This window comes from Actinocrispum wychmicini (genome assembly GCF_004345645.1).
Lineage (GTDB): Bacteria > Actinomycetota > Actinomycetes > Mycobacteriales > Pseudonocardiaceae > Kibdelosporangium > Kibdelosporangium wychmicini.
This window is the reverse complement of record NZ_SLWS01000008.1, coordinates 139,879-164,235: the sequence shown is the minus strand read 5'-3', so window position 1 is coordinate 164,235 and position 24,357 is coordinate 139,879. Positions and strand designations below refer to the sequence as shown.

General features: G+C 68.6%; 20 protein-coding genes. 11 read left to right on the top strand and 9 right to left on the bottom strand.

Going from position 1 to position 24,357, the window contains the following annotated elements; genetic code table 11:
- The first annotated feature begins 1 nt into the window (after position 1).
- The gene (locus EV192_RS33710) at positions 2-1,231 is read left to right on the top strand and encodes an MFS transporter (RefSeq protein ID WP_132122643.1); all 1,230 of its coding nucleotides are present in this window, start codon (positions 2-4) and stop codon (positions 1,229-1,231) included.
- A gap of 35 nt (positions 1,232-1,266) precedes the next feature.
- On the top strand, positions 1,267-2,913 hold the full coding sequence (gene cmdF, locus EV192_RS33705; RefSeq protein WP_132122642.1) for a tyrosine 2,3-aminomutase: 1,647 nt from the start codon (positions 1,267-1,269) through the stop codon (positions 2,911-2,913).
- Here cmdF and EV192_RS33700 read toward each other — a convergent pair.
- Positions 2,805-3,815, bottom strand: coding sequence for an acetamidase/formamidase family protein (locus EV192_RS33700; RefSeq protein WP_132122641.1), 1,011 nt, complete (start codon positions 3,813-3,815; stop codon positions 2,805-2,807). The genes cmdF and EV192_RS33700 overlap by 109 nt on opposite strands.
- On the bottom strand, positions 3,812-5,260 hold the full coding sequence (locus EV192_RS33695) for an APC family permease (protein WP_207926351.1): 1,449 nt from the start codon (positions 5,258-5,260) through the stop codon (positions 3,812-3,814). The genes EV192_RS33700 and EV192_RS33695 overlap by 4 nt, the downstream gene beginning before the upstream one ends.
- A 160-nt stretch (positions 5,261-5,420) precedes the next feature.
- Here EV192_RS33695 and EV192_RS33690 point away from each other — a divergent pair, with 160 nt between their 5' ends.
- From EV192_RS33690 to EV192_RS33670, 5 genes are read left to right on the top strand one after another with little or no spacing between them, the layout of a single operon-like run.
- A complete protein-coding gene (locus EV192_RS33690; RefSeq protein WP_165960762.1) occupies positions 5,421-7,028 on the top strand; it encodes an ABC transporter substrate-binding protein in 1,608 nt (535 codons plus the stop codon).
- A complete protein-coding gene (locus EV192_RS33685; protein ID WP_132122639.1) occupies positions 7,028-7,984 on the top strand; it encodes an ABC transporter permease in 957 nt (318 codons plus the stop codon). The genes EV192_RS33690 and EV192_RS33685 overlap by 1 nt, the downstream gene beginning before the upstream one ends.
- Positions 7,981-8,844, top strand: coding sequence for an ABC transporter permease (locus tag EV192_RS33680; protein WP_243727242.1), 864 nt, complete (start codon positions 7,981-7,983; stop codon positions 8,842-8,844). Before EV192_RS33685 ends, EV192_RS33680 begins: the two co-directional genes overlap by 4 nt.
- Positions 8,841-9,857 (top strand): ABC transporter ATP-binding protein, encoded by a 1,017-nt coding sequence (locus EV192_RS33675; protein ID WP_132122638.1) that lies wholly within the window; start codon positions 8,841-8,843, stop codon positions 9,855-9,857. The genes EV192_RS33680 and EV192_RS33675 overlap by 4 nt, the downstream gene beginning before the upstream one ends.
- Positions 9,814-10,824, top strand: a complete 1,011-nt coding sequence (locus EV192_RS33670; protein ID WP_132122637.1) for an ABC transporter ATP-binding protein — start codon at positions 9,814-9,816, stop codon at positions 10,822-10,824. Before EV192_RS33675 ends, EV192_RS33670 begins: the two co-directional genes overlap by 44 nt.
- Here EV192_RS33670 and EV192_RS33665 read toward each other — a convergent pair.
- On the bottom strand, positions 10,821-11,882 hold the full coding sequence (locus EV192_RS33665) for a hypothetical protein (protein ID WP_132122636.1): 1,062 nt from the start codon (positions 11,880-11,882) through the stop codon (positions 10,821-10,823). The two genes, EV192_RS33670 and EV192_RS33665, sit on opposite strands and share 4 nt — an antisense overlap.
- A 90-nt stretch (positions 11,883-11,972) precedes the next feature.
- Here EV192_RS33665 and EV192_RS33660 point away from each other — a divergent pair, with 90 nt between their 5' ends.
- A complete protein-coding gene (locus EV192_RS33660) occupies positions 11,973-12,782 on the top strand; it encodes an SAM-dependent methyltransferase (RefSeq protein ID WP_132122635.1) in 810 nt (269 codons plus the stop codon).
- 3 nt (positions 12,783-12,785) lie between these two features.
- On the opposite strand, the gene EV192_RS33655 is transcribed toward EV192_RS33660, so the two are convergent.
- Complete coding sequence (locus EV192_RS33655) at positions 12,786-13,664, bottom strand: MurR/RpiR family transcriptional regulator (RefSeq protein ID WP_132122634.1); 879 nt, start codon at positions 13,662-13,664, stop codon at positions 12,786-12,788.
- 124 nt (positions 13,665-13,788) lie between these two features.
- Between EV192_RS33655 and EV192_RS33650 the strand changes: the two genes are divergently transcribed.
- Both EV192_RS33650 and EV192_RS33645 read left to right on the top strand, forming a co-directional pair.
- The gene (locus tag EV192_RS33650) at positions 13,789-15,168 is read left to right on the top strand and encodes an amino acid permease (protein ID WP_132122633.1); all 1,380 of its coding nucleotides are present in this window, start codon (positions 13,789-13,791) and stop codon (positions 15,166-15,168) included.
- On the top strand, positions 15,165-16,382 hold the full coding sequence (locus EV192_RS33645; RefSeq protein WP_132122632.1) for a pyridoxal phosphate-dependent aminotransferase: 1,218 nt from the start codon (positions 15,165-15,167) through the stop codon (positions 16,380-16,382). The genes EV192_RS33650 and EV192_RS33645 overlap by 4 nt, the downstream gene beginning before the upstream one ends.
- Before the next feature lie 230 nt (positions 16,383-16,612).
- Here the strand turns inward: EV192_RS33645 and EV192_RS33640 are convergent, their stop codons facing one another.
- The 4 genes from EV192_RS33640 to EV192_RS33625 form a co-directional block, all read right to left on the bottom strand.
- Positions 16,613-17,896, bottom strand: a complete 1,284-nt coding sequence (locus EV192_RS33640; protein ID WP_132122631.1) for a M20 metallopeptidase family protein — start codon at positions 17,894-17,896, stop codon at positions 16,613-16,615.
- A 147-nt stretch (positions 17,897-18,043) separates the two neighbouring features.
- Entirely contained in the window at positions 18,044-20,764 is a 2,721-nt protein-coding gene (locus EV192_RS33635; protein ID WP_132122630.1) for an AbfB domain-containing protein, read from the bottom strand.
- 52 nt (positions 20,765-20,816) lie between these two features.
- The gene (lgt, locus tag EV192_RS33630) at positions 20,817-21,617 is read right to left on the bottom strand and encodes a prolipoprotein diacylglyceryl transferase (protein ID WP_132122629.1); all 801 of its coding nucleotides are present in this window, start codon (positions 21,615-21,617) and stop codon (positions 20,817-20,819) included.
- A 45-nt stretch (positions 21,618-21,662) separates the two neighbouring features.
- Positions 21,663-22,427 carry an SDR family NAD(P)-dependent oxidoreductase gene (locus EV192_RS33625; RefSeq protein ID WP_165960761.1) on the bottom strand — a complete coding sequence of 255 codons (765 nt, stop codon included), beginning with the start codon at positions 22,425-22,427 and terminating at the stop codon, positions 21,663-21,665.
- A 39-nt stretch (positions 22,428-22,466) separates the two neighbouring features.
- Between EV192_RS33625 and EV192_RS33620 the strand changes: the two genes are divergently transcribed.
- Positions 22,467-23,528 (top strand): amidohydrolase family protein, encoded by a 1,062-nt coding sequence (locus EV192_RS33620; protein WP_132122627.1) that lies wholly within the window; start codon positions 22,467-22,469, stop codon positions 23,526-23,528.
- On the opposite strand, the gene EV192_RS33615 is transcribed toward EV192_RS33620, so the two are convergent.
- The gene (locus EV192_RS33615; protein ID WP_132122626.1) at positions 23,510-24,355 is read right to left on the bottom strand and encodes an endo alpha-1,4 polygalactosaminidase; all 846 of its coding nucleotides are present in this window, start codon (positions 24,353-24,355) and stop codon (positions 23,510-23,512) included. The genes EV192_RS33620 and EV192_RS33615 overlap by 19 nt on opposite strands.
- Positions 24,356-24,357: the final 2 nt, after the last annotated feature.

Genomic DNA, 24,357 nt, shown 5'->3' with positions numbered 1-24,357 from the left:
CATGGCCACGCGTTCAGTCCGACCGCTCCTGACACTGTTCGTCGCGAATGGTCTTTCCCTGACGGGCAGCGCCGTCAGCTTCGTCGCGTTGCCGTGGTTCGTCCTCGCCACCACCGGCAGTCCGGCGTCGACCGGGCTCGTCGGCTTCGCCGGCGTCACGGCCATGGTGCTGGCCGGCGTGGTCGGCGGCCCGGTTGTGGACCGCTTGGGGCACCGGACGATGAGCGTCGTCGCGGACCTGCTGAGCGGCGTCGCCACGGCCGCCATTCCGGCCGTGTACCTCCTGACGGGCATCCCGCTCTGGCTGGTCGTCGCGCTCGCGGCGGTCCGCGGGTTCAGCGACTCCCTGGGCGGGACAGCCCGGATCAGCCTGCTGCCCGACCTCGCCTCGGCCGCCGGTGCGCGCCTCGACCGGGTCAACTCCGGATGGTCCATGGTGGTCCGGTTGTCGTCGGTGGTCGGCTCACCCTCGGCCGGCGTCATGATCGCCCTGGTGGGCCCGGCCAACGCCCTCTGGATCGACGCTGGCAGTTTCCTGCTGTCCGCGGCGCTCATGGCCTCGACACCCGCCCGCGGCCGAGTCAAGGCCGGCGTGTCGCTGCGGTCGTACCTGGGCGAACTGGCCGGCGGGTTCGCCTACACCGTGCGGGACAAGCTGATCCTCGCCATCACCCTCAGCCTCATCCTGGTCAACTTCATCGAAGGCCCGCTCTTCGGTGTGGTCCTTCCGGTGCACGTGTCGCGCACCTACCAGAGCGCGGTCGACCTCGGGCTGTTGTTCGGGGCCAACGCGCTCGGCGGGCTGATCGGCGCACTGCTGTTCGCCGTCCTGGCGCCACGCCTGCCGCGGCGGCCGACCTTCCTGCTGTCCTTCCTGGCGCTGACACTGAGCATCGGCGGCCTGAGCGTCGCGCCGACCCTCCTCACCGCCGCGATCGCCTTCTTCTGCTCCGGACTCGTCTCCGGCCCGATCAACCCGCTCATCTTCACGACCGTGCACGAACGCGTGCCGGACGAGCTACGCGGCCGGGTCATCGGCATCGGCAGGTCGCTGTCGTTCGCGGCCAGCCCGCTCGGCACGCTGGTCGCCGGTTACGCGCTCCAGTCGGTCAGCACCCAGTCCGCGCTGTTCGCGGCCACCGGCCTGTTCACGATCGTCACCGTGATCATCTGGCTCAACCCTGCCTTCCGCCGCATGCGGCAACCGCTCGAACGAAACATCGCACGGTAGTGCGCTACCGCGCCTGAAGAGGGGACTTCGGCACCATGGTTCTGCTTTCGGGGAACGACCTGTCTGTTCTGGATGTCGAGCACGTCGCGATCGGCCGGGCGACGGTCGAACTCGATCCGGCCGCTCTGGACCGGGTGAACACCGCGCACCAACGGGTTCAGGACTGGGGCGCTCGCGGCTACCCGATGTACGGCGTGAACACCGGATTCGGCGAGACCGTGCACATGGCTGTGCCGCCGCGGTTCGCCGAGACGTTACAGGTGAACCTGCTGCGCGGGCACGCGGCCGGCGCCGGTGGCTTCTTCGCCGAGGACGTCACCCGGGCGATCATGCTGGCCAGGCTCAACTGCTTCCTCAAGGGATACTCGGGGGTGAGCCCGGCCACGGTCGTCCTCCTGACGGACCTGCTCAACCAGGGGATCCACCCGCTGATCCCGCAGCAGGGGTCGCTCGGCGCGAGCGGCGACCTGGCCCCGCTGAGTCACCTCGCCCTCGTGCTGTGCGGGGCCGGCGAGGCCATCGTCGACGGCGTCCGGACCGACGGCGCGAGCGCGCTCGCCGGCCGTGGCCTCGCGCCCGTCCGCCTCGGATACAAGGAGGGCTTGGCACTCGTCAACGGCACGTCGGCGATGACCGGTGTCGCCGCCATGTCGCTGATGCGCGGCTACCGCCTGCTCGACATCGCGATCTCCCTGTCCGCCGTGCTCGTCCAGGTCCTCGGCGGCTCGACCCGGGCGTTCGACGAGCGTGGCCACGAACTCAAAGGCCATCACGGGCAGATTGCCGTGGCGGCGGTGCTCCGGAGCCTGCTCCAGGGCAGCAAGCGGGTCACCCGGCACGTCGACCTGATGGCCGCGATGGCGGACCGCCGGGGTGACGCCCAGGATGTCGTCGACACCGGCGTGATGATCCAGAACGCGTACACGTTGCGGTGCATCCCGCAGATCCTCGGCCCGGTGCTGGACACGTTCGACTTCTGCCGGGACGTCGTCGAGCGGGAGCTGAACTCGTGCAACGACAACCCGCTCATCTTCCAGACCGCCGAAGAGTCGTTCCACGGCGGCAACTTCCACGGTCAGTACATCGCGATGGCCGCCGACTACCTGGCGGTCGCGCTGGCCGAGATCGGGGTGCTGGCCGAGCGGCAGGTCGACCGGATCCTCTCGCCACACCTGAACGGGGACCTGCCGGACTTCCTGGTCCGCGGGGACAGCGGCCTCGGCTGCGGCCTGATGGGTGCGCAGTATCTCGCGACGAGCATCGCGTCGGAGAACCTCGACATCGCCGTCCCCGCGTCGATCAAGTCCATTCCCTCCAACGGCGGCAACCAGGACGTGGTCAGCATGGGCCTGAACGCGGCCCGGCGCTGCGCGCGGCTGTGCGACAACGTGGAGAACATCCTGGCGGTCCTGGGTTCCGCGTGCTTCCAGGCGGTGTCCATCGTGGGCCCGGACGACTTCAGCGCCTCCTGTGCCGACTGGTACGCCACGCTCGCCGACCGGACCGAGCCGTTCGAGGACCAGGAACCGGTCCACCTGTTCGTGGAACGCGTGAAGTCCGTGCTGCTGGACAACTACGAGGCGCGGTACTCCGCAGCCTGGGCGCGCAACCGGGCGTGGACGGAGTCGTCCGAGGTGGCCGGCGGCAGCCATGCCTTGCGGACCTTGGCCACCGAGGAGTAGTTCGTGTCGCAGACGTTCGCCAACGGTGACTCGACCGCCTGGGACAGCAGTTGATAGGCGTCCATTTCGGACAGACCACGGCCGGCGGCGACCCACTGGACGAGATCGAGCTGGGCGATCCGGAACGCGTCCTCAAGTGGTCGCGCGGAGCCCACGGACATGATGTGGGTGTCCGACTCGATTCGGGGCCATGGGGTTGCGCGGCCTTTGATCAGGTCCACTATGACGATGGTGTTCATCGCTGTTTCCACTGCTACGCCGCAGGTTTCTCCTTCGCCTTGGCGGGCGTGGCCGTCGCCGAAGCTCAGCAGGGCGCCTGCCACGTTGACGCCGAGGTAGCAGGTGACGCCCGCGCGCATCTCCGGGGTGTCCATGTTGCCGCCGTGCAGGTCGGGGACCAGGGCTGACCGGACCTCCAGGTTGGGCGGCGCCACGCCGACTGTGCCGTGCATGGGGTCCATGGGCAGTTCGACGGTTATGTCGTTGTCGCGGGCGGTGAACGTGCAGGTGCGGCGCGCCCGGTCGAGGGCCCAGATCCAGACCCGTTCCGGCAGTGGGGGTTGCAGGGTCGCGGTGGTGTGGGTGGAGGTCAAGGCGCCGAACAGGGGCACTGTGGTGGACGCGGCCCAGTCTCGGGCCGGTTCGATCGAGACGAAGTGCACCGCCACCGTGTCGCCTGGTTCGGCGCCTTCGATGTAGAAGGGACCGGTTTGGGGGTTGAGGAAGGGGAACTCGCAGACCTCGGACACCAGGTCGCGTTCCGAACGGACCCGGCCGGCGAAGCAGTCCTCGGTGAAGACGTCCAGGACTGTGCCGGGTTTGATCCGTGCCAACGGGGCCGCGCCGCCGAACGTCCAGACATACTGGTCGAACGAGGGACGGACAGTCAGCACGTCGGTCATAGTCGCTCCTCCACGAGCCCGGTGTCGATCACGCGTTGCCGGTGACGTGTCCACAGATACACCAGGTAGGCGATGCCGAGCAGCATCCACACGCCGACGATGATCCCCGCGTACGACACCGGCGGGGTCAGCGGGGTGACGAACGAGAACACCGGGATGCCCGCCGCGGTCAGCAGGGCCGGCACGAACGCGGCCATCCCCAGCAGCGGCAGCACCAGGTGGCGCAGCCAGTTGAACTCGTCCCGCCGGACCCGGGCGAAGAAGCCGACGCACGCCGCGTTGACCACGATGTACACCGACGCGATGACCACGACGACGATGGTCGCCAGGAGGTAGAAGGCGTCTCTGACGGTGAACACGAACGCGAGCGGCAAGGTCACGAGCGTGATCACGAACTGGGTCCAGATCGCCGTGGTGGGCGAGCGGAACGACGAATGTACGTGGCGGAGCGCGCGCGGGAAGACGCCGACGCGGGCCAGCGCGAACGCGGTGCGGGTGGAGACGTTGGCGCCGGCGTTGGCGTTGGCGATCGCCGAGTTCACCACGGCCAGGAACACCAGGATCCAGAACAGGCCGAACGACGCCCGCGAGATGCCCGCCCACGACTGTGGGCCTTCGATGCCGAACGCGGAGAAGTTGTCCGGTCCGACGAACACGGCCGCCGCGTACGTGGTGAGGATGTAGATCAGGCCGATGCCGATGGTGGCGCCGACGACCGCCCGCCGGACCGTCTGCCGCGGCAGCTTCGCCTCCTCGGCGAGCGGTGCGGCGGCCTCGAACCCGCCGAACGCCAACACCGTGTACACCGAGCCGGCGATCACCCCGGTGATCCCCGGATAGGCGTCCGGTGTGTGCGCCGTGGTGAAGACGGACAGGGTGTTCGCGCCGCCGGCCTTGACGATCAGCATCACCGCGAGGGCAACGAAAACGATGATCTCGAACGCGCCGAGGATCGTGCCCAGCCGCGCGGACGAGCGCACGCCGCGATACCCGACGACGGTGATGATCACCGAGCCCAGCAACGCCCATGGCCACCACAGGCTGTCCGGGTAGGAGTTCCACTCGGCGTGCAGCGTGTCGGCCACGGTGTACCCCAACTGGATGAACAGCAGGGTCGGCACCAGCGCTTCGACGAACACGTATCCCCACGCCACCAGGAAGCCCAAGGTCGGGTGCAGTCCTCGGGTCGTGTACGTGGCCACGGATCCCGCGCCGGGCAGATGCCGGGCAAGCTCCGCAATGGACAGAGCGGCGAACAGGCACGCGACGAGCGCGACGAGCACCGACAGCGGCAGCGCGCCGCCGGCGAACGCGGCTCCGGATGGGATCGACGCGGCGATCGCCGCGCCGGGCGCCATCGCGGTGACGCTCTGGAACAGCATCTCGCGCAGGCCAATCGCGTTGCGGCGTAACTCAGGCTGATCGACGGCTGTGTCAGTGTCCACGATGATCACCCCTCACCCGGCTGAGCCGACCTTAGGAGTGGGACCGGTCCCACCACAAGCGACGATCTGTGTGAATAACGGGTGGCCACCGGGCCTACTCACGGGTCTGTCGACCATCGATTGTATGCAGTATGGTGGGCCGATTCCCCTGGGAGGCGCCATGACAGCGTCACGCGTTCTGATCACCGCGATCGCCTTCACCCTGCTCACCGGCTGTGGCACGATCAACAACGGGCAAGCGCCCCCACAGCAGCCCAGCACCGACACCCGCCCGATCAGGTCGGGCGGCACATTACGGGTCGCCCTCAACGGCGAACCCGACAAGCTCGACCCGTCCCTGTCCCGCACCCTGGTCGGCCGCGAGGTCTTCCAGGCCATCTGCGAGAAGCTGTACGAGGCCGACGAGAAGCTCACCCTGGTCCCGCAACTGGCCGCCGCGCTGCCGGACGTTTCCCCGGACGGCAAGACCGTGACGATCAAGCTGCGCACCGGCCTGAAGTTCGCCGACGGCACGGTGATGGACGCCGCCGCGGTGAAGACCTCGCTCGACCGGCACCGCACCCTCACCGGGTCGCAGCGCAAGAGCGAACTCGGCCCGCTCACCGACGTCACCGTGGTCGACCCGGCCACCGTCGCCCTGCACCTGTCCCAGCCGTTCTCGCCGTTGGTGTCGCAGCTCGCCGACCGGGCCGGGATGATCATGTCACCGGCCGCCCTGGCCAAGACCCCGGACTTCGGCACCGCGCCGGTGTGCATCGGGCCGTTCAAGTTCGCCACCCGGGTCGCCCAGGACCGCACCGAGGTGGTCAAGGACCCGAACTACTACAACGCGGCGAACGTCAAGCTGGACAAGATCGTCTACAAGACCGTCGCCGACCCCACCACCAGTTTCAACAACCTCCGCTCCGGCGACATCGACATCCAGTTCAACGTCAGCCCGATCAACGTCGAGGAGCTCAAGTCCATCCCGAACCTGCGCCTGCTCAGCACCGAGTCCCTGGGCTACCAGGGCATCACGGTCAACGTGGGCAACGCGAACGGGGTCGGCCAGACCCCCGGCACGCTCGCCGCGCCCGTCGTCAGCCCGATGGCGACCGACGCGCGGATCCGTCAGGCGTTCGCGATGAGCATCGACCGGGAGGCGATCACCAAGACGGTCTTCCGTGGCGTGTACAGCCCGGCGTGCGGCCCGATCAGCCCGGCCGCGCAGCTTTCGTCGGACGCGGCGCAGGCGTGCCCGAAGCACGATCCGGCGGCGGCCAAGCGCTTGCTTGCCGACGCGGGCGTGCCCACCCCGGTGAAGATCAGCCTGGTCGTGGTGAACGACTCGGACAACCGGCGGGTCGGCGAGGCGATCAAGTCGATGGCCGCCGACGGCGGGTTCGACGTGCAGCTTGAGCCGACCGAGTTCGCCAGCTCGCTCGACCTGACCGACGCCGGCAAGTACCAGATGTTCCGGATCGGCTGGTCCGGCCGGATCGACGCGGACGGCAACATCACCACGTTCGTGCAGACCAAGGGCTCGCAGAACATCGCCGGCTACTCCAACCCCCAGGTCGACCAGTGGCTGAACGACGCGCGGGCGACCCAGGACGTGGCCGCGCGCCGGGAGCTCTACGGCAAGGTCATCGCGAAGATCCAACAGGACTCGCCGTTGATCTACCTGTACCGGGCGAAGAACCTGATCGGGCTCAGCGACAAGGTCGGCGGGGTCAAGATGTACGCCGACTTCATCATGCGGTTCGACACCGCGGGCTTCGTCCAGTAATGGGTCGCTACCTGGTTCGCCGCCTGGTCGAGTCGCTCATCACCCTGTTCCTCGCGATCGTGGTGGTGTTCTTCGGCATCCGCGCGCTGCCGGGCGACCCGGCCAGGACGCTCGCCGGCGAGGAGGCGGACCCGGCGGCCATCGCCGAGGTCCGCCACCAGTACGGGTTCGACCAGCCGCTGCCGGTGCAGTTCGGCCGGTACATCGGCAAAGTGTTCACCGGCGACCTGGGCACGTCCGTGCGCACCGGGCTGCCGGTCACCGACACCGTGGCGCACGCGTTGCCCATCACGGTGGAGCTGGCACTGCTGGCCATGCTCGTCGCCATCCTCATCGGACTGATCGCTGGTGTGGTCGCGGCCGTACGCAGGCGCGGCCCGCTGGAGTGGGCGGCGAACTCGGTGGCGCTGCTCGGACTGTCCATTCCGAACTTCTGGTTCGGCCAGATGGGCATTCTCTTCTTCGCGATCTCCCTCGGGGTGCTGCCGGCGTCCGGGTTCGTGCCGTTCTTCGACGACCCGGCGGACAACCTGCGGCACATGGTCATGCCGGCGATCGTGCTCGGCTCGGCGATCGCCGCGGTGATCATGCGGCAGACCCGGTCGGCCATGCTGGAGTCGCTGACCGCCGACTTCGTCCGGACCGCCCGCGCCAAGGGCCTGTCCCGACGCCAGGTCGTCTTCGGGCACGCGTTGCGCAACAGCCTGATCGTGGTCACCACGATCGTCGGCCTGCAGCTGGGGATTCTGATCTCCGGCGCGGTGGTCACCGAGTCCATCTTCGTGCTGCCCGGCTTCGGCCGGCTGACCCTGGACGCGGTGTTCACCCGGGACTACCCGCTGATCCAGGGCGTCGTGCTGATCACGGCGACCGCGTACATCGTGCTGAACCTGCTGGTCGACCTGCTGTACTCGGTGATCGACCCGCGGATCCGGATCGGGGGTGCCGCGCTGTGACCGAAGTCCTGGTCATCAACCCGCCGATGCGCCGGCGGGTGCTGCGTCGGGTGTTGCGCAACCCGTTGGCCGTGGTCGGGCTCGGCGTGGTCCTGGTCGCGGTGGCGGCCGCGGTGTTCGCGCCGCTGATCGCGCCTTTCGCTTACGACGCACCGGATTTCACCGCGCCATCGCCGCAGGCGCCGTCCCTGGCGCACTGGCTGGGCACCGACGAACTCGGCCGTGACCAGCTCTCCAGGGTGCTCTACGGCCTGCGCGTGTCGGTCATCGTCGGCGCTTTGGCGGTGGTGCTGTCCGTGCTGATCGGGGTGCCGTTCGGGCTGCTCGCCGGGTTCTACGGCTGGCTCGACCCGATCGTGTCCCGGTTCACCGACCTGTTGCTGGCGTTCCCGTTCCTGATCCTCGCGGTCGGGCTGGCCGCGATCCTCGGCCCGTCGCTGCTGACCGCGGTGGTCGCGATCGGGGTCGCGCAGATCCCCGGGATGATCCGGGTGACCAGGGGGGAGACCCTGCGATTACGCGGACTGGACTACGTGGGCGCGGCGTTCGCCAACGGCGCCGGCGACTTCACCGTGCTGCGCCGGCACATCCTGCCCAACGCGGTGAACGCCATTCTGGTGCAGGCGACCGTGTACGTGCCGATGGCGGTGATCGGCGAGGCGGTGTTGTCGTTCCTCGGCCTCGGAGTCCGGCCGCCGACGCCGTCACTCGGCGTGATGCTCGCCAACGCCCAGCAGTTCTACCACGACGGTCCGTGGATGGCGGTGTTCCCCGGGCTGGTGATCGTGGTGCTGACGCTGGCGTTGAACCTGCTCGGCGACGGCCTGCGGGACGCCCTGGACCCCAAGGAACGCCGATGACACCACTGATGTCCGTCGACGGTCTCACCGTCCGGTTCCGCACCGAGGACGGCCCGGTCCTCGCCGTGGACACCGCGTCGTTCACCGTGGCCGAGCGTGAAGTCCTTGCCCTGGTGGGAGAATCGGGGTGTGGCAAGTCGGTGACCGCGATGGCGCTGACCGGTCTGCTGCCGGCCAACGCCGAGGTGCGGGGCTCGGTCCGGCTGACCGGCCGGGAGCTGCTCGGCCTGTCGGAGAACCGGCTGAGTTCGGTGCGCGGCAAGGAGATCGCGTACGTCTTCCAGGAGCCGATGACCTCGCTCAACCCGGTCATGACCGTGGGCAGGCAGATCCGTGAGGTACTCTACCGGCACCAGCGGATGGCCCGCGCCGGGGCCCGGAAGCGGGCGCTGGAACTGTTCGAGCAGGTCGGCATCCCGGAGCCGCACCGACGGCTGCGGGAGTACCCGCACCAGCTGTCCGGCGGTATGCGGCAACGGGTGATGATCGCGATGGCGTTGGCGTGCCGGCCGACGCTGCTCGTCGCCGACGAGCCGACCACGGCGTTGGACGTGACCATCCAGGCCGACATCCTGGACCTGCTGCGGACGTTGAGCGCCGAAACCGGCACGGCGGTGCTGCTGATCACGCACGACCTCGGTGTGGTGGCCGACATCGCCGACCGGGTGGTGGTGATGTACGCCGGCCGGATCATTGAAGAGTCCAAAGTAGACAGTCTGTTCGCGACACCGTCGCACCCGTACACCCGCGGCCTGCTCGACGCGGTCCCCAACCCGGCCCGGCGCGCCGACGGCGGGCTTCGGGAGATCCCCGGGCTGGTGCCCGTGTTGCGGTCGGCGGAGGACGTGTGCACGTTCGCCGACCGGTGCGGCCATGTTCAGGAACGTTGCCGCGCGAGCAGGCCGACGCTGGCTCCTGGCCCAGTCGGGCATCCCGTGGCGTGCTGGTATCCCCTGGGAGGGAGGGTTGATGAGCGAACTGGACTCAGCGGCGCCCGTACTGGAACTGGTTGACCTGGTCAAACACTTCGGCAGCGGACCGCAGGCGGTGCGCGCGGTCGACGGGGTCAGTCTCACCCTGGTCCCCGGCGAGGTGCTCGGCCTGGTCGGCGAGTCCGGCAGCGGCAAGACCACCCTCGGCCGCTGCGCGGTCCGGCTGGAGACCGTCACCGCGGGCCAGGTGCTCGTCGGCGGCGTGGACATCGGGCCGATGCGGCGCCGGCAGGTCCGCCGGATGCGGCGGTTCTTCAACATCGTCTTCCAGGACCCGTCGTCCTCGTTGAACCCCAGGATGTCGGTCGCCGACATCGTCACCGAACCGTTGCGCCTGCACCACATCGGCACCGCGGCCACCCGCCGGGACCGGCTCAGCGAACTGTTGGACCAGGTCGGCCTGCGCCCCGAAGTGGGCACCCGCTACCCGCACGAACTGTCCGGTGGGCAACGCCAACGAGTGAGCCTGGCCAGGGCGCTGTCGGCCGGTCCCGCGCTGCTCGTCGCCGACGAACCCACGTCGGCCCTGGACGTCTCGGTGCAGGCGTCGGTGCTGAATCTCATCGCCCGCCTACAGGCCGAACTGCGGTTCGCGTGCCTGTTCATCACGCACGACCTCGCCGCCGTCGAGTTCCTCGCCCAGCGGATCGCGGTCATGTACCTCGGCCGGCTGGTGGAAGTGTCCGACCGAGCCTCGCTGTTCGCCGCCCCACGCCACCCGTACACCCAGGCACTGCTGTCCGCCGCGCCCATCCCCGACCCGCCTGTGCAGCGCAAACGGGCCCGGATCATCCTGGGCGGCGACGTCCCCAGCCCGGTCCGGCCACCGAGCGGCTGCCGGTTCCACACCCGTTGCCCGGTCGCCGAAGACCGCTGCCGCACGGACGTTCCGCCGCTGCGCCCGGTCGGCTCGAACGGCTCTTTGGTGGCGTGTCACCTCGTCAGCGAGGACGGCACCGGTCCCCGGCTGGTCGAGCCCTCGCGTTAGCCGGCGGCACCGAGCGCGGCGGCCATCTTCGTCAGGTCGTCGCGCAGCGGCCCGAGGTCCGCCCGGCTCACGCAGCCGGTGGAGATCTCCACGTACAGGCCTTTGACCTCGGGAATGTCGATCTCCACGTCGGTGACCGGGTCATCGATGCGGTGCAGGTAGTCGAAGGACGCCATGCCGGTGTCGCTGCGGAGCTTCGCTTCGTACGCGTCCGCCATGGCCCGCGGCATGTCTTCGGCGACCAGCTTCATGTGCAGGTCGATCACATCCGGCGACGGGCCGAGGAACGCGTAGTTGTTCCTGTCACAACGCCATTCCTTGTACTCGGCCGGGACACCGGGCAGCGGCGCGTACCCCTTGAGATCCGCGGTGACCGAACGCAGCACGTTGGAGGTGGCCGCGGACGGGTACGGGCCATCCACAGTGGACCGGTCGAACAGCTGGACACTGAGCACGCCGGCGAACAGCACCCACGCGGCCAGCCCGGCCACGAGCAGCCCGCCGCCGATGGACAGCCTCGGTGTGAAGTCGACCGCGACGGTCCTCCGGTCGACCCCGTAGGTGATCTCCAGGTCGGGCCGGCTCTCCCGGACGGCCGCGACGAAGTCGTCATGCGGGACATTGCCGCGCCAACGCAGCCGGGCGCGCCGGTTCTCGGTGCCGATCTCGACGACCTGCCGGTCGAACGTGTCGGCCGGGATCAGCGCGACGATCAACCCGCCCAGCAGGGACGTCGGGAGCCAGGCCGCCAGCCAGAACGGCTTGGCGGACACGTCACCGAGCCGCAGTTCGGTGATCGCCTCGTACCGGATCCGCTTTCTGTGCAGCACGATCCCTTCGGCGTCGAACACCGCGTACCGCGGCCACTGCAGCCCAACTCCCAGTGCCGTGACCGCGACCAGCAGGTCCAGGACGGTGATCACCCAGAAGAACGGGCGCTCCGGCGTGTCCGTGATCCCCCAGATGTGCCATCCGGCGGCCACGGTCGCCACCGCTGCCACACCCCATGCCCAGTAGGCGGCCTTCGACAACCAGACCACGCGCTGTGTCTGACTCACACCTGGATGACGCACACCACCGATGATCGGTTCCGACCGTTACCGAGGGTTCACCCGGTTGGCGCGGCGCGCGGCGGGTAGGTTCGGCACATGGTCGAGCCGCAGACGTGGATCCCGGACGATGTCGACACCGCCAAGCCGAGCTCGGCCCGGATCTATGACTACCTGCTGGGCGGTGGGCACAACTTCGAGGCCGACCGGGAGATCGCGGAACGGTTCGACCAGGCGCTGCCCGGGTCCCGGGACATCGCCCGGCTCAACCGCGCGTTCCTCCGCCGGGCCGTCGTCCACCTCGCCGAGCAGGGGATCCGACAGTTCCTGGACATCGGGTCCGGCATCCCCACGGTCGGCAACGTGCACCAGATCGCCCAGAACACCGACCCGGCGGCCCGCGTGGTGTACGTCGACCGGGACCCCATCGCGGTGAGCCACAGCGAGATGCTCCTCGGCAACAACGACAACGCGACCATCGTCCGCGGGGACCTCCGTGACGTCGAGGGGATCCTGGACCGCACCCGTCGAATGCTGGACTTCCAGCAGCCGGTCGGCCTGCTCATGGTCGGCGTCCTGCACTTCGTCCCGCCGGACGAGGACCCGGCCGCGCTGCTCGCCCGCTACCGGACCGCGCTCGCGCCCGGCAGCCACCTGGCCCTGTCCCACTTCACGGCCGACTCCCGACCGGCCGAGATGGCCGCGATGGTCGAGGTGATGAAACGCAGCGCGGACCCGATCCACCCGCGCACCCGCGCCGAGTTCGTGACCTTCTTCGACGGATTCGACCTGGTCGACCCCGGTGTGGTGGCCACCGCGGACTGGCGGCCGGCGGGTCCCAGCGACAGCACCGAAGGCCCGGAACGCGACCAGATCCTCGCCGGCGTGGGCCGGCTCCGTACGTCCTGAGCGTCACCCCCGGTCGAAGTAGACGTCGAAGTCCTCCAACAGTTTCTCGTCGGCCAGCAGCTCGGCGCGTGTGTTGCCGCCGAGCCGCACGGCCACGTCCGTAGCCAACGCTTGGACCACGGCGATGAACGCGGTGAGCGACCGCATGATCGTCACCCCGCTGGTTTCGATGTACAGGGTGACGTCGGCGTGTTCGGCCAGGGGTGAGCCCGCGTTGTCGGTGAGCGCGATTGTTTGCAGGCCGTGGGCTTTCGCGTACGCGAGCGCGCGCACGGTGTCCGCTGTGTACCTGTGGATCGAGACGGCCACCAAAGTGTCGCCTTCGGACAGATCGCGCAGGTCGTCCACCAGCAGGCCGGGTGTGGTGGCCAGTTGGCGGACGCCGGGCCGGGCCACGTGCAGCAGGTAGTTCAGCAGGTACGCCACGGTGAAGCACTTGCGCAGGCCGATCACGGAAACGGCCGGGGCGTCCGCCAGCATCTCGACCGCTCGCTGCCACCGGGCCGGGTCGATCATGGCGAACGTCCGCGCCAGGTTCCGGCCGTCGTGTTCGGCGACGGCGGCGAGCAGCGTGTCCGGGCCGCTGTGCTCGCCGGCCTGCTCGAACCGGCGGACGAGCTGGGCCTGCTCGGCGAGCTGGGCCCGGCACAGCTGGGCCAGCGCCGGGTAGCCGGACAGGCCGAGTGCGGCAGCGAAGCGGACCAGGGACGACTCGTGCACCTCGGCCAGCTTGGCGGTCTCCGAGATGCTCCGGAACGCGGTGCCCTCGGGGTCGGTGAGCAGCAGGTTCGCGATCCGGCGCTGCCCGGCGGCCAGCTTCGGCCATCGGGTCCGGAGCAGGTCGGCGAGTTGGTCGTAGCCGGCCGGCGGCACAGTTTCCACGCACTGAGCCTCTCACGGAACATATCTTGCGTTTTGCTAGACTGACGCAATGATCATTGCGCATCAGGGTCGGGTCGGCCACACTCGGGGGCCATCAGTCCGGTCCGCCCCCTGAGGAGCCCCTATGGCTACCGAGACACCAGTGACCGGCCAGTCGTTACGGCACAGCCTGTCGATCAGGCAGATGACCATGATCGCGATCGGCGGCGTGATCGGCGCCGGCCTGTTCGTCGGCAGCGGGTCCGCGATCAGGACCGCCGGCCCCGGCGTGCTGATCGCGTACGGCGTGGTCGGCGCGGTGGTGGTCCTGGTCATGCGCATGCTCGCCGAACTGGCGGTCGCCGCCCCGGACAGCGGCTCGTTCTCCACGTACGCCGGCCGCGAGATCGGCCACTGGGCGGGCCTGGCCATCGGCTGGCTCTACGCCTACCACTGGTGCGTGATCATCGGCTTCGAGGCCATCGCCGGCGCCGCGATCGCGCACCGCCTGGTGCCCGGCGTGCCGTCCTGGCTGGCCGCACTGGTGTTCATGTGCGTGCTCACCGGGGTGAACCTGGTCAGCGTCCGGTCGTTCGGGCGGTTCGAGTTCTGGTTCGCGCTGATCAAGGTGTGCGCGATCGTCGTGTTCATCGCGCTCGGCCTGGTCGCGATCCTCGGCCTGTTCCCCGGCCGGGCCGCGCCCGGCTTGGACAACCTCACCGGACAGGGTGGGTTCCTGCCGCACGGCCTCAGCGCGGTGATGGCCGCGATGCTGGCGGTCTTCCTGTCGTTCTTCGGCACCGAGGTGATCACGGTCGCGGCCGGCGAGGCCCAACGCCCGGCCGAGGCGGTCCGCCGCAGCATGCGCAGTGTCGTGTGGCGGATCCTGGTGTTCTACATCGGGTCGATCTTCGTCGTCGTCACCTTGTTGCCGTGGAACTCGACGGAGGTGACGGCAAGTCCGTACACCGCGGTGCTCAAGAACCTGGGTATTCCAGGCGCCGGCACAGTGATGGACCTGATCGTTCTGACGGCCGTGCTGTCGTGCCTCAACTCCGGCGTCTACGCGTCCTCGCGCATGCTGTACTCGATGGCGAGCCGTGGCGAGGCTCCGGCGATTTTCGCGCGCCTCAACGCGCGGACCGTGCCGGCGGCCGGGGTGCTCATCTCGTCCGCGGTCGGGTTCGTGACCGTGGCGGCCAACTACTTCCTGCCGACCGAGGTCATCTTCCAGTTCCTGCTCAACTCGTCCGGCGCCGTGGCGGTGGTGGTGTACCTGTGCATCACGGTCACGCAGATCCGCGGCCGGCTGCGACTGCGGCGGACCGGCGCCGAGGACACCCTGTCCGTGCGGATGTGGGGCTTCCCGTACCTGTCCGGCCTGGTGCTCGTCGTGCTCGCCGCGGTGATCCTCGGCATGGGCAACGACACGGGCAAACGGGAGTCCCTGGTCCTCACCCTCATCGTCACCGCGATCGCCGTGGTCGCGGGACTCGTTCTCCAGCGACGAAAGGAAATCCGGTGATCCGCCACTCGGCGACCCTGGCCGTCAACGAACTCGTGCGGGCAAAGCAGGCCCGCGGCGAGCGCGTCACCCACCTTGCGTTCGGCGAAGCCGGCCTGCCGGTGCTGCCGGAAATCGCCCAAGTCCTCGCCGAGTCCACCGACCGTAACTCCTACGGCCCGGTCGCCGGTTCTGCCGCCGCCCGCCAGGCCGCCGCGAACCACCTCACCCGCCGCGGCCTGGAAACCACCGCCGACCAGATCGTGTTCGGCCCCGGCAGCAAGTCCATGCTGTTCGCGGTGCTGGCCGCGCTGCCCGGCGACGTGATCCTGCCCCGGCCGTCATGGGTGAGCTACGCCGCCCAAGCCGCACTCGTCGGCAAGCGTGTGTCCACAATCGACATCCCGGGCCACGCCGGCGGTGTCCCCGACCCGGATCTGCTCGACCGCCACCTGGCCACCGCGGGCCCCGGGGGTGTCCTGATCGTCACCCTCCCCGACAACCCGACCGGCACCCTCGCGTCCCCCCAACTGGTGAAAGAGGTCTGCGAGGTCGCGAACATCCACGACCTGGTGATCGTCTCCGACGAGATCTACCGCGACCTCAGCCACACCGACCCCGTCCACAGCCCGGCCCTGGAACTGCCCGAACGCACGGTCGTCACCAGCGGACTGAGCAAGAGCACTGCTCTCGGCGGATACCGGATCGGATACGTCCGCGTCCCGCACGGCCCCCTCTTCACCGAACTGCACGCCGAGATCATCGGTGTGGCCAGCGAAGTCTGGTCCGCCCTCCCCGGCCCGATGCAGGCCGTCGCCGAGTACGTCCTGAACGACCCACCCGAGATTCGCGCCTACATCGACGCCGCCCGCAACCTGCACCGAACCCTGGTCACCGCGGTGTACAACGAAAACATCGCGGCCGGTGCCTCCTGCCGTGCGCCCCAAGGCGGGTTCTACCTCTACCCCGACTTCTCGCATGCCCGCTCCACGCTTGGCATTCACACCGGGGAAGGACTCGCTCGCCACCTGCTTGACCGGCACGGCGTCGCCGTTCTCGCGGGCGAGGCTTTCGGTGACGACGGCTTGCGTTTCCGCGTCGCGACCAGTCTGCTTTGCGGGGTTGACACTGAACAACGATGGACTGCCATGCACAGCTCGGATCCGTTGCGCCTGCCGTGGATCGCGGACTCCCTTGAGCACATACGCACCGCGTTCCGGTCGTTGATGGGGTGAGTGGCATTGGGCAAAGAATGCCCTCGCCGGGCGGCAGATCGACCAGGAGAGGGGAAGGACTGCGCGCTCCCTCCCGGCCGACCTGCCCGAAGGGAACCATGGGCGTCAAGGGGACCTTCGCCGCTCGGAGTTGGGTTCCGCTTTCAGTCCCCTTGACACCCATGGTTTGCGAAGCACAGGTCGGCCGGGAGAGAGCACGAAGGACCCGCTTGTTGCGCGGGCACGCGCCTCTAGTCTGTGTGGGCGCGGGTGGGGAGCCAGCCGGCCATCGCGCGGACGCCGTGGGCGATGGCTCGCTCGTCGGGGTTGAAGGTGCCGAAGTGCGGATAGCTGGTTTCGATGCGCGCGCCGGGCCTCCGCACGCCGAGGAAGGTGTACGTGCCGGGTACCTGGTTGAGGAAGAGGGCGAAGTCCTCGCCGCTGAACGGGACGGCGGCGTGCAGTGTTCTGACCCTGTTCTGGCCAAGGGTGCGACGCAGGTACCGTTCGACGGCGTGGCCTTCCCGTTCGGGACAGATCATGGCGGGGAACGGTGCCGGTGGGAAGGTCACCTCGGTTCCGTCGTAGGACCGGGCGAGGCGGTGGATTTCCTCGCGGATCGCGACGTACCGCTCCTGGGGCCAGCAGCGGTAGGACACTCGCACTTCGGCCCGGTCCTGGGGTACCTGGGTGCGCAGGAACACGAACTCGGTCAACGGGCCGTGCGGTGTCTGGATGTCCGTCACGAGTTGCTCAAGGGCCGCGGGCGACGTGGGGGCTGAGACGGTGCTGAGCGCACCGATCTCACCGGCGAGCCGCTGTGCCCGCGCCATGGCGTCCGGGCCGGCGACGGTGATGATGCCGCGATCCTGGCCGGGGAGTCCGTACCCGGCCGTCACGGCGAACTCGCCGACTGGGAAAGGACCACAGTGCAGGGCATGGATCTCCGCCGGGCGAGTTGCGGCGAACACACCGTCAGCCAGCATCGCGGCGGCGCCGGTCAGTGCTTCCTCAGCGGGTTGGAACACGAACATCACCGTGCCGGCGAGCCGGTCACGCAGTCTCGCCAGCACCTGCGCGACACCCACCGCCACGGCGGTGTGGATGTCGTGCCCGCACAGGTGGGCCGGTGTCGGGCCGCCTTCGACCTGGTCGCTCGGTGGCACCGCGTCCATGTCGGCCCGGTACGCGATGGTTCGTCCGGGCCGCGCACCGGTGAGGACTCCGACGACCCCGTGCCCGCCGACGTCCGTGGTGACGTCGAGGCCGGCTGTGCGCAGGTGCCCTGCCACCAGTTCGGCGGTTCGCTGCTCCTGGCCCGCGATCTCGGGATGGCTGTGGATGTCACGACGTAACTCGATCAGTTTCTTGTCCAGCCGGTGTGCCACGGCGTCCACCGAACGCAGGTCGATCGCCCCGGACGGGAAACGGTTGTCGGCGAAGGCGAAACCTTCCGGCACCGCGACGGTGCCCACGACAGCGGCCACCGCCCCACCGAGTAGAGTCCGCCGGCTGACGGCACGATGTGAGTTCACGATGGTCCTTCCGGTAGTGAGGTGTCACAGGGACGCCGCGGGAATGCTCAGATTCTTTAGCGGGCAACGGAAGGACACACGGAGTCCAGCACCACTGTCAGTACTGGTGCTGGCCATACCGCCGAACACAGGTGATGCGGCGGGCTCTCAACCCCAAGGACTCGCCACGAGCCAGGTGGTGTCCTCGGTGTAGAGGTTGGCGGCGTCGTAGACGTGGGCACCGCCGTTCGACGCCACCCAGACCTCGGCCGCGTAGTGACGCATGTGGGTGCCGAGCTCGTTGATGGAGGCGAGTCGCACTGCTCCGCCGGTGGTGCTGGGTTGGGCGCAGAATGTGGCGTCGCGGCGGTAAAGGTCGGTGTTGTCGTTGCCGCTGAGGTGGACGCGGAAGTTGGCGTGCCGCAGGAAGCTGCCGGGGAAGTTGCGGGATTCCAGGGAGTAGCATGTCGGTTCCGCCAGGCCGCGCCGGACGATGAACGTCGAGTCGGCCTTGGTCAACGAGTCGCTGGCGTTGTTCACCACGTCTGTGCGGGCGAGGCCGAACTGGTGACGCAGGAACCGGTTGGTGACGCCGGGTGTGGTCGCTTGGAAGGAATGTGCTTGGTCCAGCGGGAGATCCGCACCGCTGCGCCACCACGCGGTCGTGACGGCCCATGTTGTGTCGGCGGGGAACGTTGTGGGTGTGTCCCATGGGTTGGGGCCGCCGGACTTCGCCAGGTAGACGGTCTCGTTGTAGTGCCTGATGAAGTAGCCGGGGTTGTTGTAGGACTCCAATGACGTGCCGCCTTCACCTGCGCGTGGGCAGAAGGTGGCGTCGGCGGGGTTGGTGGGCACGTCCTTGACGATGTGCCAGTTCACGTTTTCCAAGTAGTGGCCGGGGAAGTTGCGGGACTCGAACGACAGGCACGAAGGGGAAGCCAGGCCGGGGCGGGTCCAGAAGGTACCGTCCTGTTTGAGCAGGTCGCTGCCGGCGGACGTGATCACGTCAGTACGCGCGGATCCGTTCTGGTGCCGCAGATACCGGTCCGTGAAGCCCTGTGTGGTGACACGCAACGACACCAGTTCGCCCCGGTTGACGTCGGTGCCGGCGGCGATGGCGAGCACCCGCTGGTTGACCTCACGAACCCGTGACTCGGTCATCTTCAGTACTTGGCGGTCGTACGTGTAGATCCCGTTGACCTCGTTCTCCACGTCGTACGGTTCGGTGTAGACGGACGCGGACAGCCCACGGGTGTGGATGAACCGGCCGAGTTCCTGGGTGATCGTCACGTACCTGGTGGTCAAGGACGTCTCGTCGCCGTACAGGTCCCCGTACCCGAATCCCGCGCCTGGCTGCCATTCGTGTCCTGGCACGCGCCGGCCGAGACCGCCGAACTCGCCCAGTGCCGCGATTCGCGTCGCAGTCGGCGTCCGAGTGCCGCCGGACATCTGGTAGGCGTGATCGTCGACCACGTCGTCGTTGCCGGGCTCGGGATCCGACAGGCAGCAGTTCGACCCGGAGTCGTGGGTGACCAGCCGGGTCGGGTCCAGTGACCGGACCAGGTCGACGATCCGCTGGTTGTCGTACTCGCCCCAGCCCTCGTTGAACGGGATCCAGTCTACAATGGACGTCGTGCTCCTGAGCTGGGTGACGATCCGGCCCAGCTCCGACTCGAAGTTCGCCTTCGCGGCGGCCGGCGGGTCGTTCACGGTCTCCAACGAGGGCATGTCCTGCCACACCAGCAGGCCCAGCCGGTCGGCCCAGTAGTACCACCGCGCCGGTTCGACCTTGATGTGCTTGCGGACCATGTTGAAGCCCAGGGCTTTCTGCCGTTCCAGGTCGAACCGCAGTGCCTCGTCGGTGGGCGCGGTGTAGCTCCCGTCCGGCCAGAAACCCTGGTCGAGGGTGCCGAGTTGGAACACGAACTTCCCGTTGAGCACCGGCCGGAGCACGCCGCCGACAACGGCCTTGCCGATCGACCGCATCCCGAAATAGCCGGTCACGACGTCCCCGCCGGCGAGCCGGACGCGCAGGTCGTACCGGAACGGGTCGGTCGGCGACCACAGCCGGGCGTTCGGGATCGGGATCCGGATGTGCGACCCGACCGTGCCGTTCGCCGACGCGACCACCTGGCCGCCGGTCAGCACCTCCGCCGTGGCCTGCTGGCCGGCGGTGCCCTGGACGACCAGGTCAAGGGTGCTCGCCGGGACATCCGGCGTGGTGTCCAGCCGGGTGACGTTGGCAGTGGCCACCGGCTCCAACCATACTGTCTGCCAAATCCCGGACGAAGCGGTATACAGTATCCCGCTCGGGTTTTTGCGTTGCTTGCCGACCGGGAACAGGTTCCCGTCGACCGGGGAGTACGCGCCCACAATGATCTCGTTGGCACCGACGCGCAACGCGCCGGTGATGTCGAACGAGAAGCTGTCGTAGCCGCCGGTGTGCCGCCCGACCTGGGTGCCGTTCACCCACACCCGCGTCTCCCACGTGACCGCGCCGAAGTTCAACCGCACCTGACGGCCCGCCCAGCCGTCGGGGATCGTGAAACTCCGGCGGTAGAACATGTTGTCCTCATGCCGTTGGATCCCGGACAGCGCCGACTCGATCGGGTACGGCACGAGCACGCTCTCCGCCAGCGTCCGGCCCACTGGCGGCGAGTCCAGGTTCGGCGCGCCCGCGAACTCCCACACCCCGTTCAGGTTCAGCCAGTCGGCCCGGACGAGCTGCGGACGGGGATAGTCCGGCAACGCGTTGGTGGGCGACACCTGGCTGGTCCACGGCGTGGTCAGCGGCGGCGTCTTCGGCTGCCAGGTGGCGGCGGACGCACTGGGAGCGCACGCGAACACGAGACCCGTGACGAGTAGCAAGGCGCGACGCGTTCGGGACATGTGGGCTCCAGGTGCAGGGAAGGGCCCGGAACCCTATTTTTACAACGATGTACTAACGATGTAAAGCCTTCGCGGCGACCCGCTGTGTCCGCCAGAACCACAGCGCCCCGGCGATGGTGAGCGCGGTGGCGACGAAGAAGTTCAGCCGCAGGCCGAAGAAGTACTGCGACGAGTCCACGCGCAGGGTCTCCTCGAAGATCCGGAACGCCGAGTAGCCGGTGACGTACAGCGCGAACAACCCCGGCGGCTGGATGCGGCGGTGGCGGCCGAGCCACACCAGCACGGCGGCCAACAGGAGGTCGAAGAGAAGCTCGTAGAGAAAGGTCGGGTGAAACGTGCTGTACTGCGCGTAACCGGCTGGCCGGTGGGCGGGATCGATCTCCAGCGCCCACGGCAGATCGGTGGGCGAGCCGAACAGCTCCTGGTTGAAGTAGTTGCCGACCCGGACGATCGCCGACGCGACGAGGAAGCCCGGGGCAGCGGCGTCCATGAACTGCCGCACGGACGCTCCCCGCCTGCGTAGCCGCCAGATCCCGACCGCCACGCCCAGCGCGACACCGCCCCAGATGCCCAGCCCGCCCTGCCAGACCGCGAACGGCCCCCACCAGTGCGGCGGGATGTCCTGCGGGGTGGTGAGACAGAAGTAGATGCGGCCGCCGATGATGCCCGCGGGCACGCACCACCAGACGATCTCCTCCACCACGTCGGCGTCACCGCCTGTCGCCCGCCAGCGTCGCCGGGTCAGCAGGAACGCCAGGCCGATGCCGATCACGTACGTCAGGCCGTAGACCCGGATGTCGAGCGGGCCGATGTGGAACCCGTTGAACGACGGGCTGGGGATACTCGCACGCATTTCGCCAGCTTAGGAGCCTGCTGTGCGGACACTGTAAAGATCCATTTACATGATCGCGAGCTGCCCGCCGTCGATCACCAGCTCGGTGCCGTGGATGAACGACGCGTCGTCGGACGCGAGGAACGCGTACGCGGCGGCCACCTCGTCCGCCCGGCCCGGCCGGCCCAGCGGGATGTGCTCGGCCGTGTAGTCCGTGACGAAGCCCGGGTCGTCGAGGGACGCGGTGATCGACTCGTTGAGCGGCGTGATGATGTAGCCGGGACAGAGGGCGTTCACGCGGATGCCGCGCTTGCCGAGTTCGACCGCCATGGTCTTGGTCAACGCCAGCACGCCCGCTTTCGAGGCGTTGTAATGGGTGTAGTCACCCTCGCCGCCCAGTCCGTTGGTGGACGACATGTTCACGATCACGCCACGGCCCGCCTCGGCCATGATCGTCGCCGCCGCCTTGGCCACCAGGAACATGCCGCGCAGGTTGACCGCGATGATCCGGTCCCAGTGGTCCGCGGTGATCTCCAGGAACGGCTCACGCCAGGCGATTCCGGCGTTGTTGATGAGCACGTCCAGGCCGCCGAGCGTGGTCCGGGCCGTGTCGACGAGGGCCTGCGCGTCCCGCTCCGCGCTCACGTCCCCGGCCGAGCCGGTGATGGTGCCGTGCTCGGACAGCCGGGTCACGACCGCGTCGACCTGGGCGCCGTCCAATCCACCAATGTGGACGGTCGCGCCCTCTTGGAGGAACCGTGACGCGGTCGCCTCGCCGATCCCGCTGCTGCCGCCGCTGATGAGAACTTTCCTGCCAGTCAACCCACGCATACCACAAGCGTACAGGGGTATCGTGACAGCGTGAATGACATGTCCCACTTGCCTTTGCGGAACTACCGGCCGCGGTCGGCGTCCCGCGTGCCGCGGACCGAGGTGCGCACGCCGAAGTTCCCGGCCATCGACTCCCATGTCCATATCGGACGATGGTTGTCGCCGGACGGGTCCTGGGTCGCCGATGACGTGGCGGCCCTGGTCTCCTTGATGGACGAGTGCGGCATCCAGGCGATGGTCAGCCTGGACGGCCGCTGGGGCGACGAGCTCGCCGAGAACCTCGCCCGCTACGACCACGCCTATCCGGGCAGGTTCGCCACGTTCTGCCACGTCGACTGGACCGAGGCGCTGGCCGGACCCGGCTTCGGCGAACGGTTGGCGGCGAACCTCCGCGTCGCCGTGGCGGCCGGCGCGGCCGGGCTGAAGGTGTGGAAGGACCTCGGCCTGCACGTCCGCGACCACTCTGGCGAGTTACTGCTGCCGGACGACCCACGCCTTGATCCACTGTGGACGGCGGCGGGCGACCTCGGCGTGCCGATCGCCATCCACACCGCCGACCCGGTGGCCTTCTTCGACCCGGTTGACGAGGTCAACGAGCGGCTGGAACAGCTGCTCGCGCACCCCGAATGGTCTTTCCACGACCCGAGGTTCCCCCGGTTCGAGCGCCTGATCGCGGCGCTGGAGTCGGTGGTCACCCGCCACCCGCACACCACGTTCATCGGCGTGCACGCCGGCTGTTACCCGGAGAACCTGGGCTGGGTCAGCGGGATGCTCGACCGCCGTGCCAACTTCCACATCGACATCGCCGCCCGGGTCGCCGAGCTGGGCCGGACGCCGCGGGCCGCCCGTGAGCTGATCCTGCGGCACCCGGACCGGGTCCTGTTCGGCACCGACCAGATCCCGCCGACCGCCGCCGAGTACGCCATCCACTACCGGTGGCTGGAGACGGCCGACGAGAACTTCCCGCACTCGACGGAGGACCCGCCGCTGATGGGCCGGTGGACCATCAGCGGCCTGCACCTCCCGGACGACGTGTTACGGAAGGTCTACGCGGCCAACGCCGCCCGGCTCGTGCCTCGGCTTCAGGGGCACAGTTCGTAGTGGTAGCCCGAGGTTCCGCGCGGCACGACGTCGCGGTCACGGCGAATGATCGACACGGTCGCGCCATGGTCCCGGCAGGCGGCGCGGAACTTCGCGGCATTCTCGTCGGTGTACTCGATCTCGAAGTAGTTGTTGCCATAGGCCGCGGCGTACTCACCGCACTCGCCGTAGAAGCCGCACTCCTCGGCGATGGCGAAGTTGAAGCCCACCTCGGTCCGGCCGCTGGTGCCGAACTCCGAGTTGGTGTTCTTCTGCGCGACCGCAAGGCCCTTGCCGTGCGCGTACGTCACGAACGCCTTCATGTACTCCTTGTCCTTGGCGAACGTGAACGCGCCCTTCGAGCGGCTGTACGAGTCCAGGTTGTCCGGCTCGATCGCCTGGAAGCCCGAGGTCTTGCAGCCGTCGATCCACGGCTTCTCGATGTCCAGGATGGCCTGTTGCTTGGCGGTGGTGGACACGTCCAGGACGGCCTCGTGCCAGTCCGGGTCCAGGACCGGCTTGCCCTTGCTGTCCTTGACGATCAGGTCGTTGTGGTACTTCACCCACCACGACACGGTGTCGTACTCGGGCTCGCCGCCGCCGGAACCGGAGTCGGCCTGGCTCTGCAACGCGTTGATGTAACAGATGTTGTACTTGCCGGCCACCGGCGCGGCGGAGAAGTCCCGGTCGACGATCGCGACCGAACTGTCCGGGGTGTACGCACCTCCGATCTGGTAGTCGAACTGGCCATGCGCGGGCGGCAGCGTGATGGTGTCGGCGTTGGCGGCGTTGACGCACAACACCAAGGAGCCGGCGGCAGCCGCCAGCGCAACGGTCTTTCGTAACATGG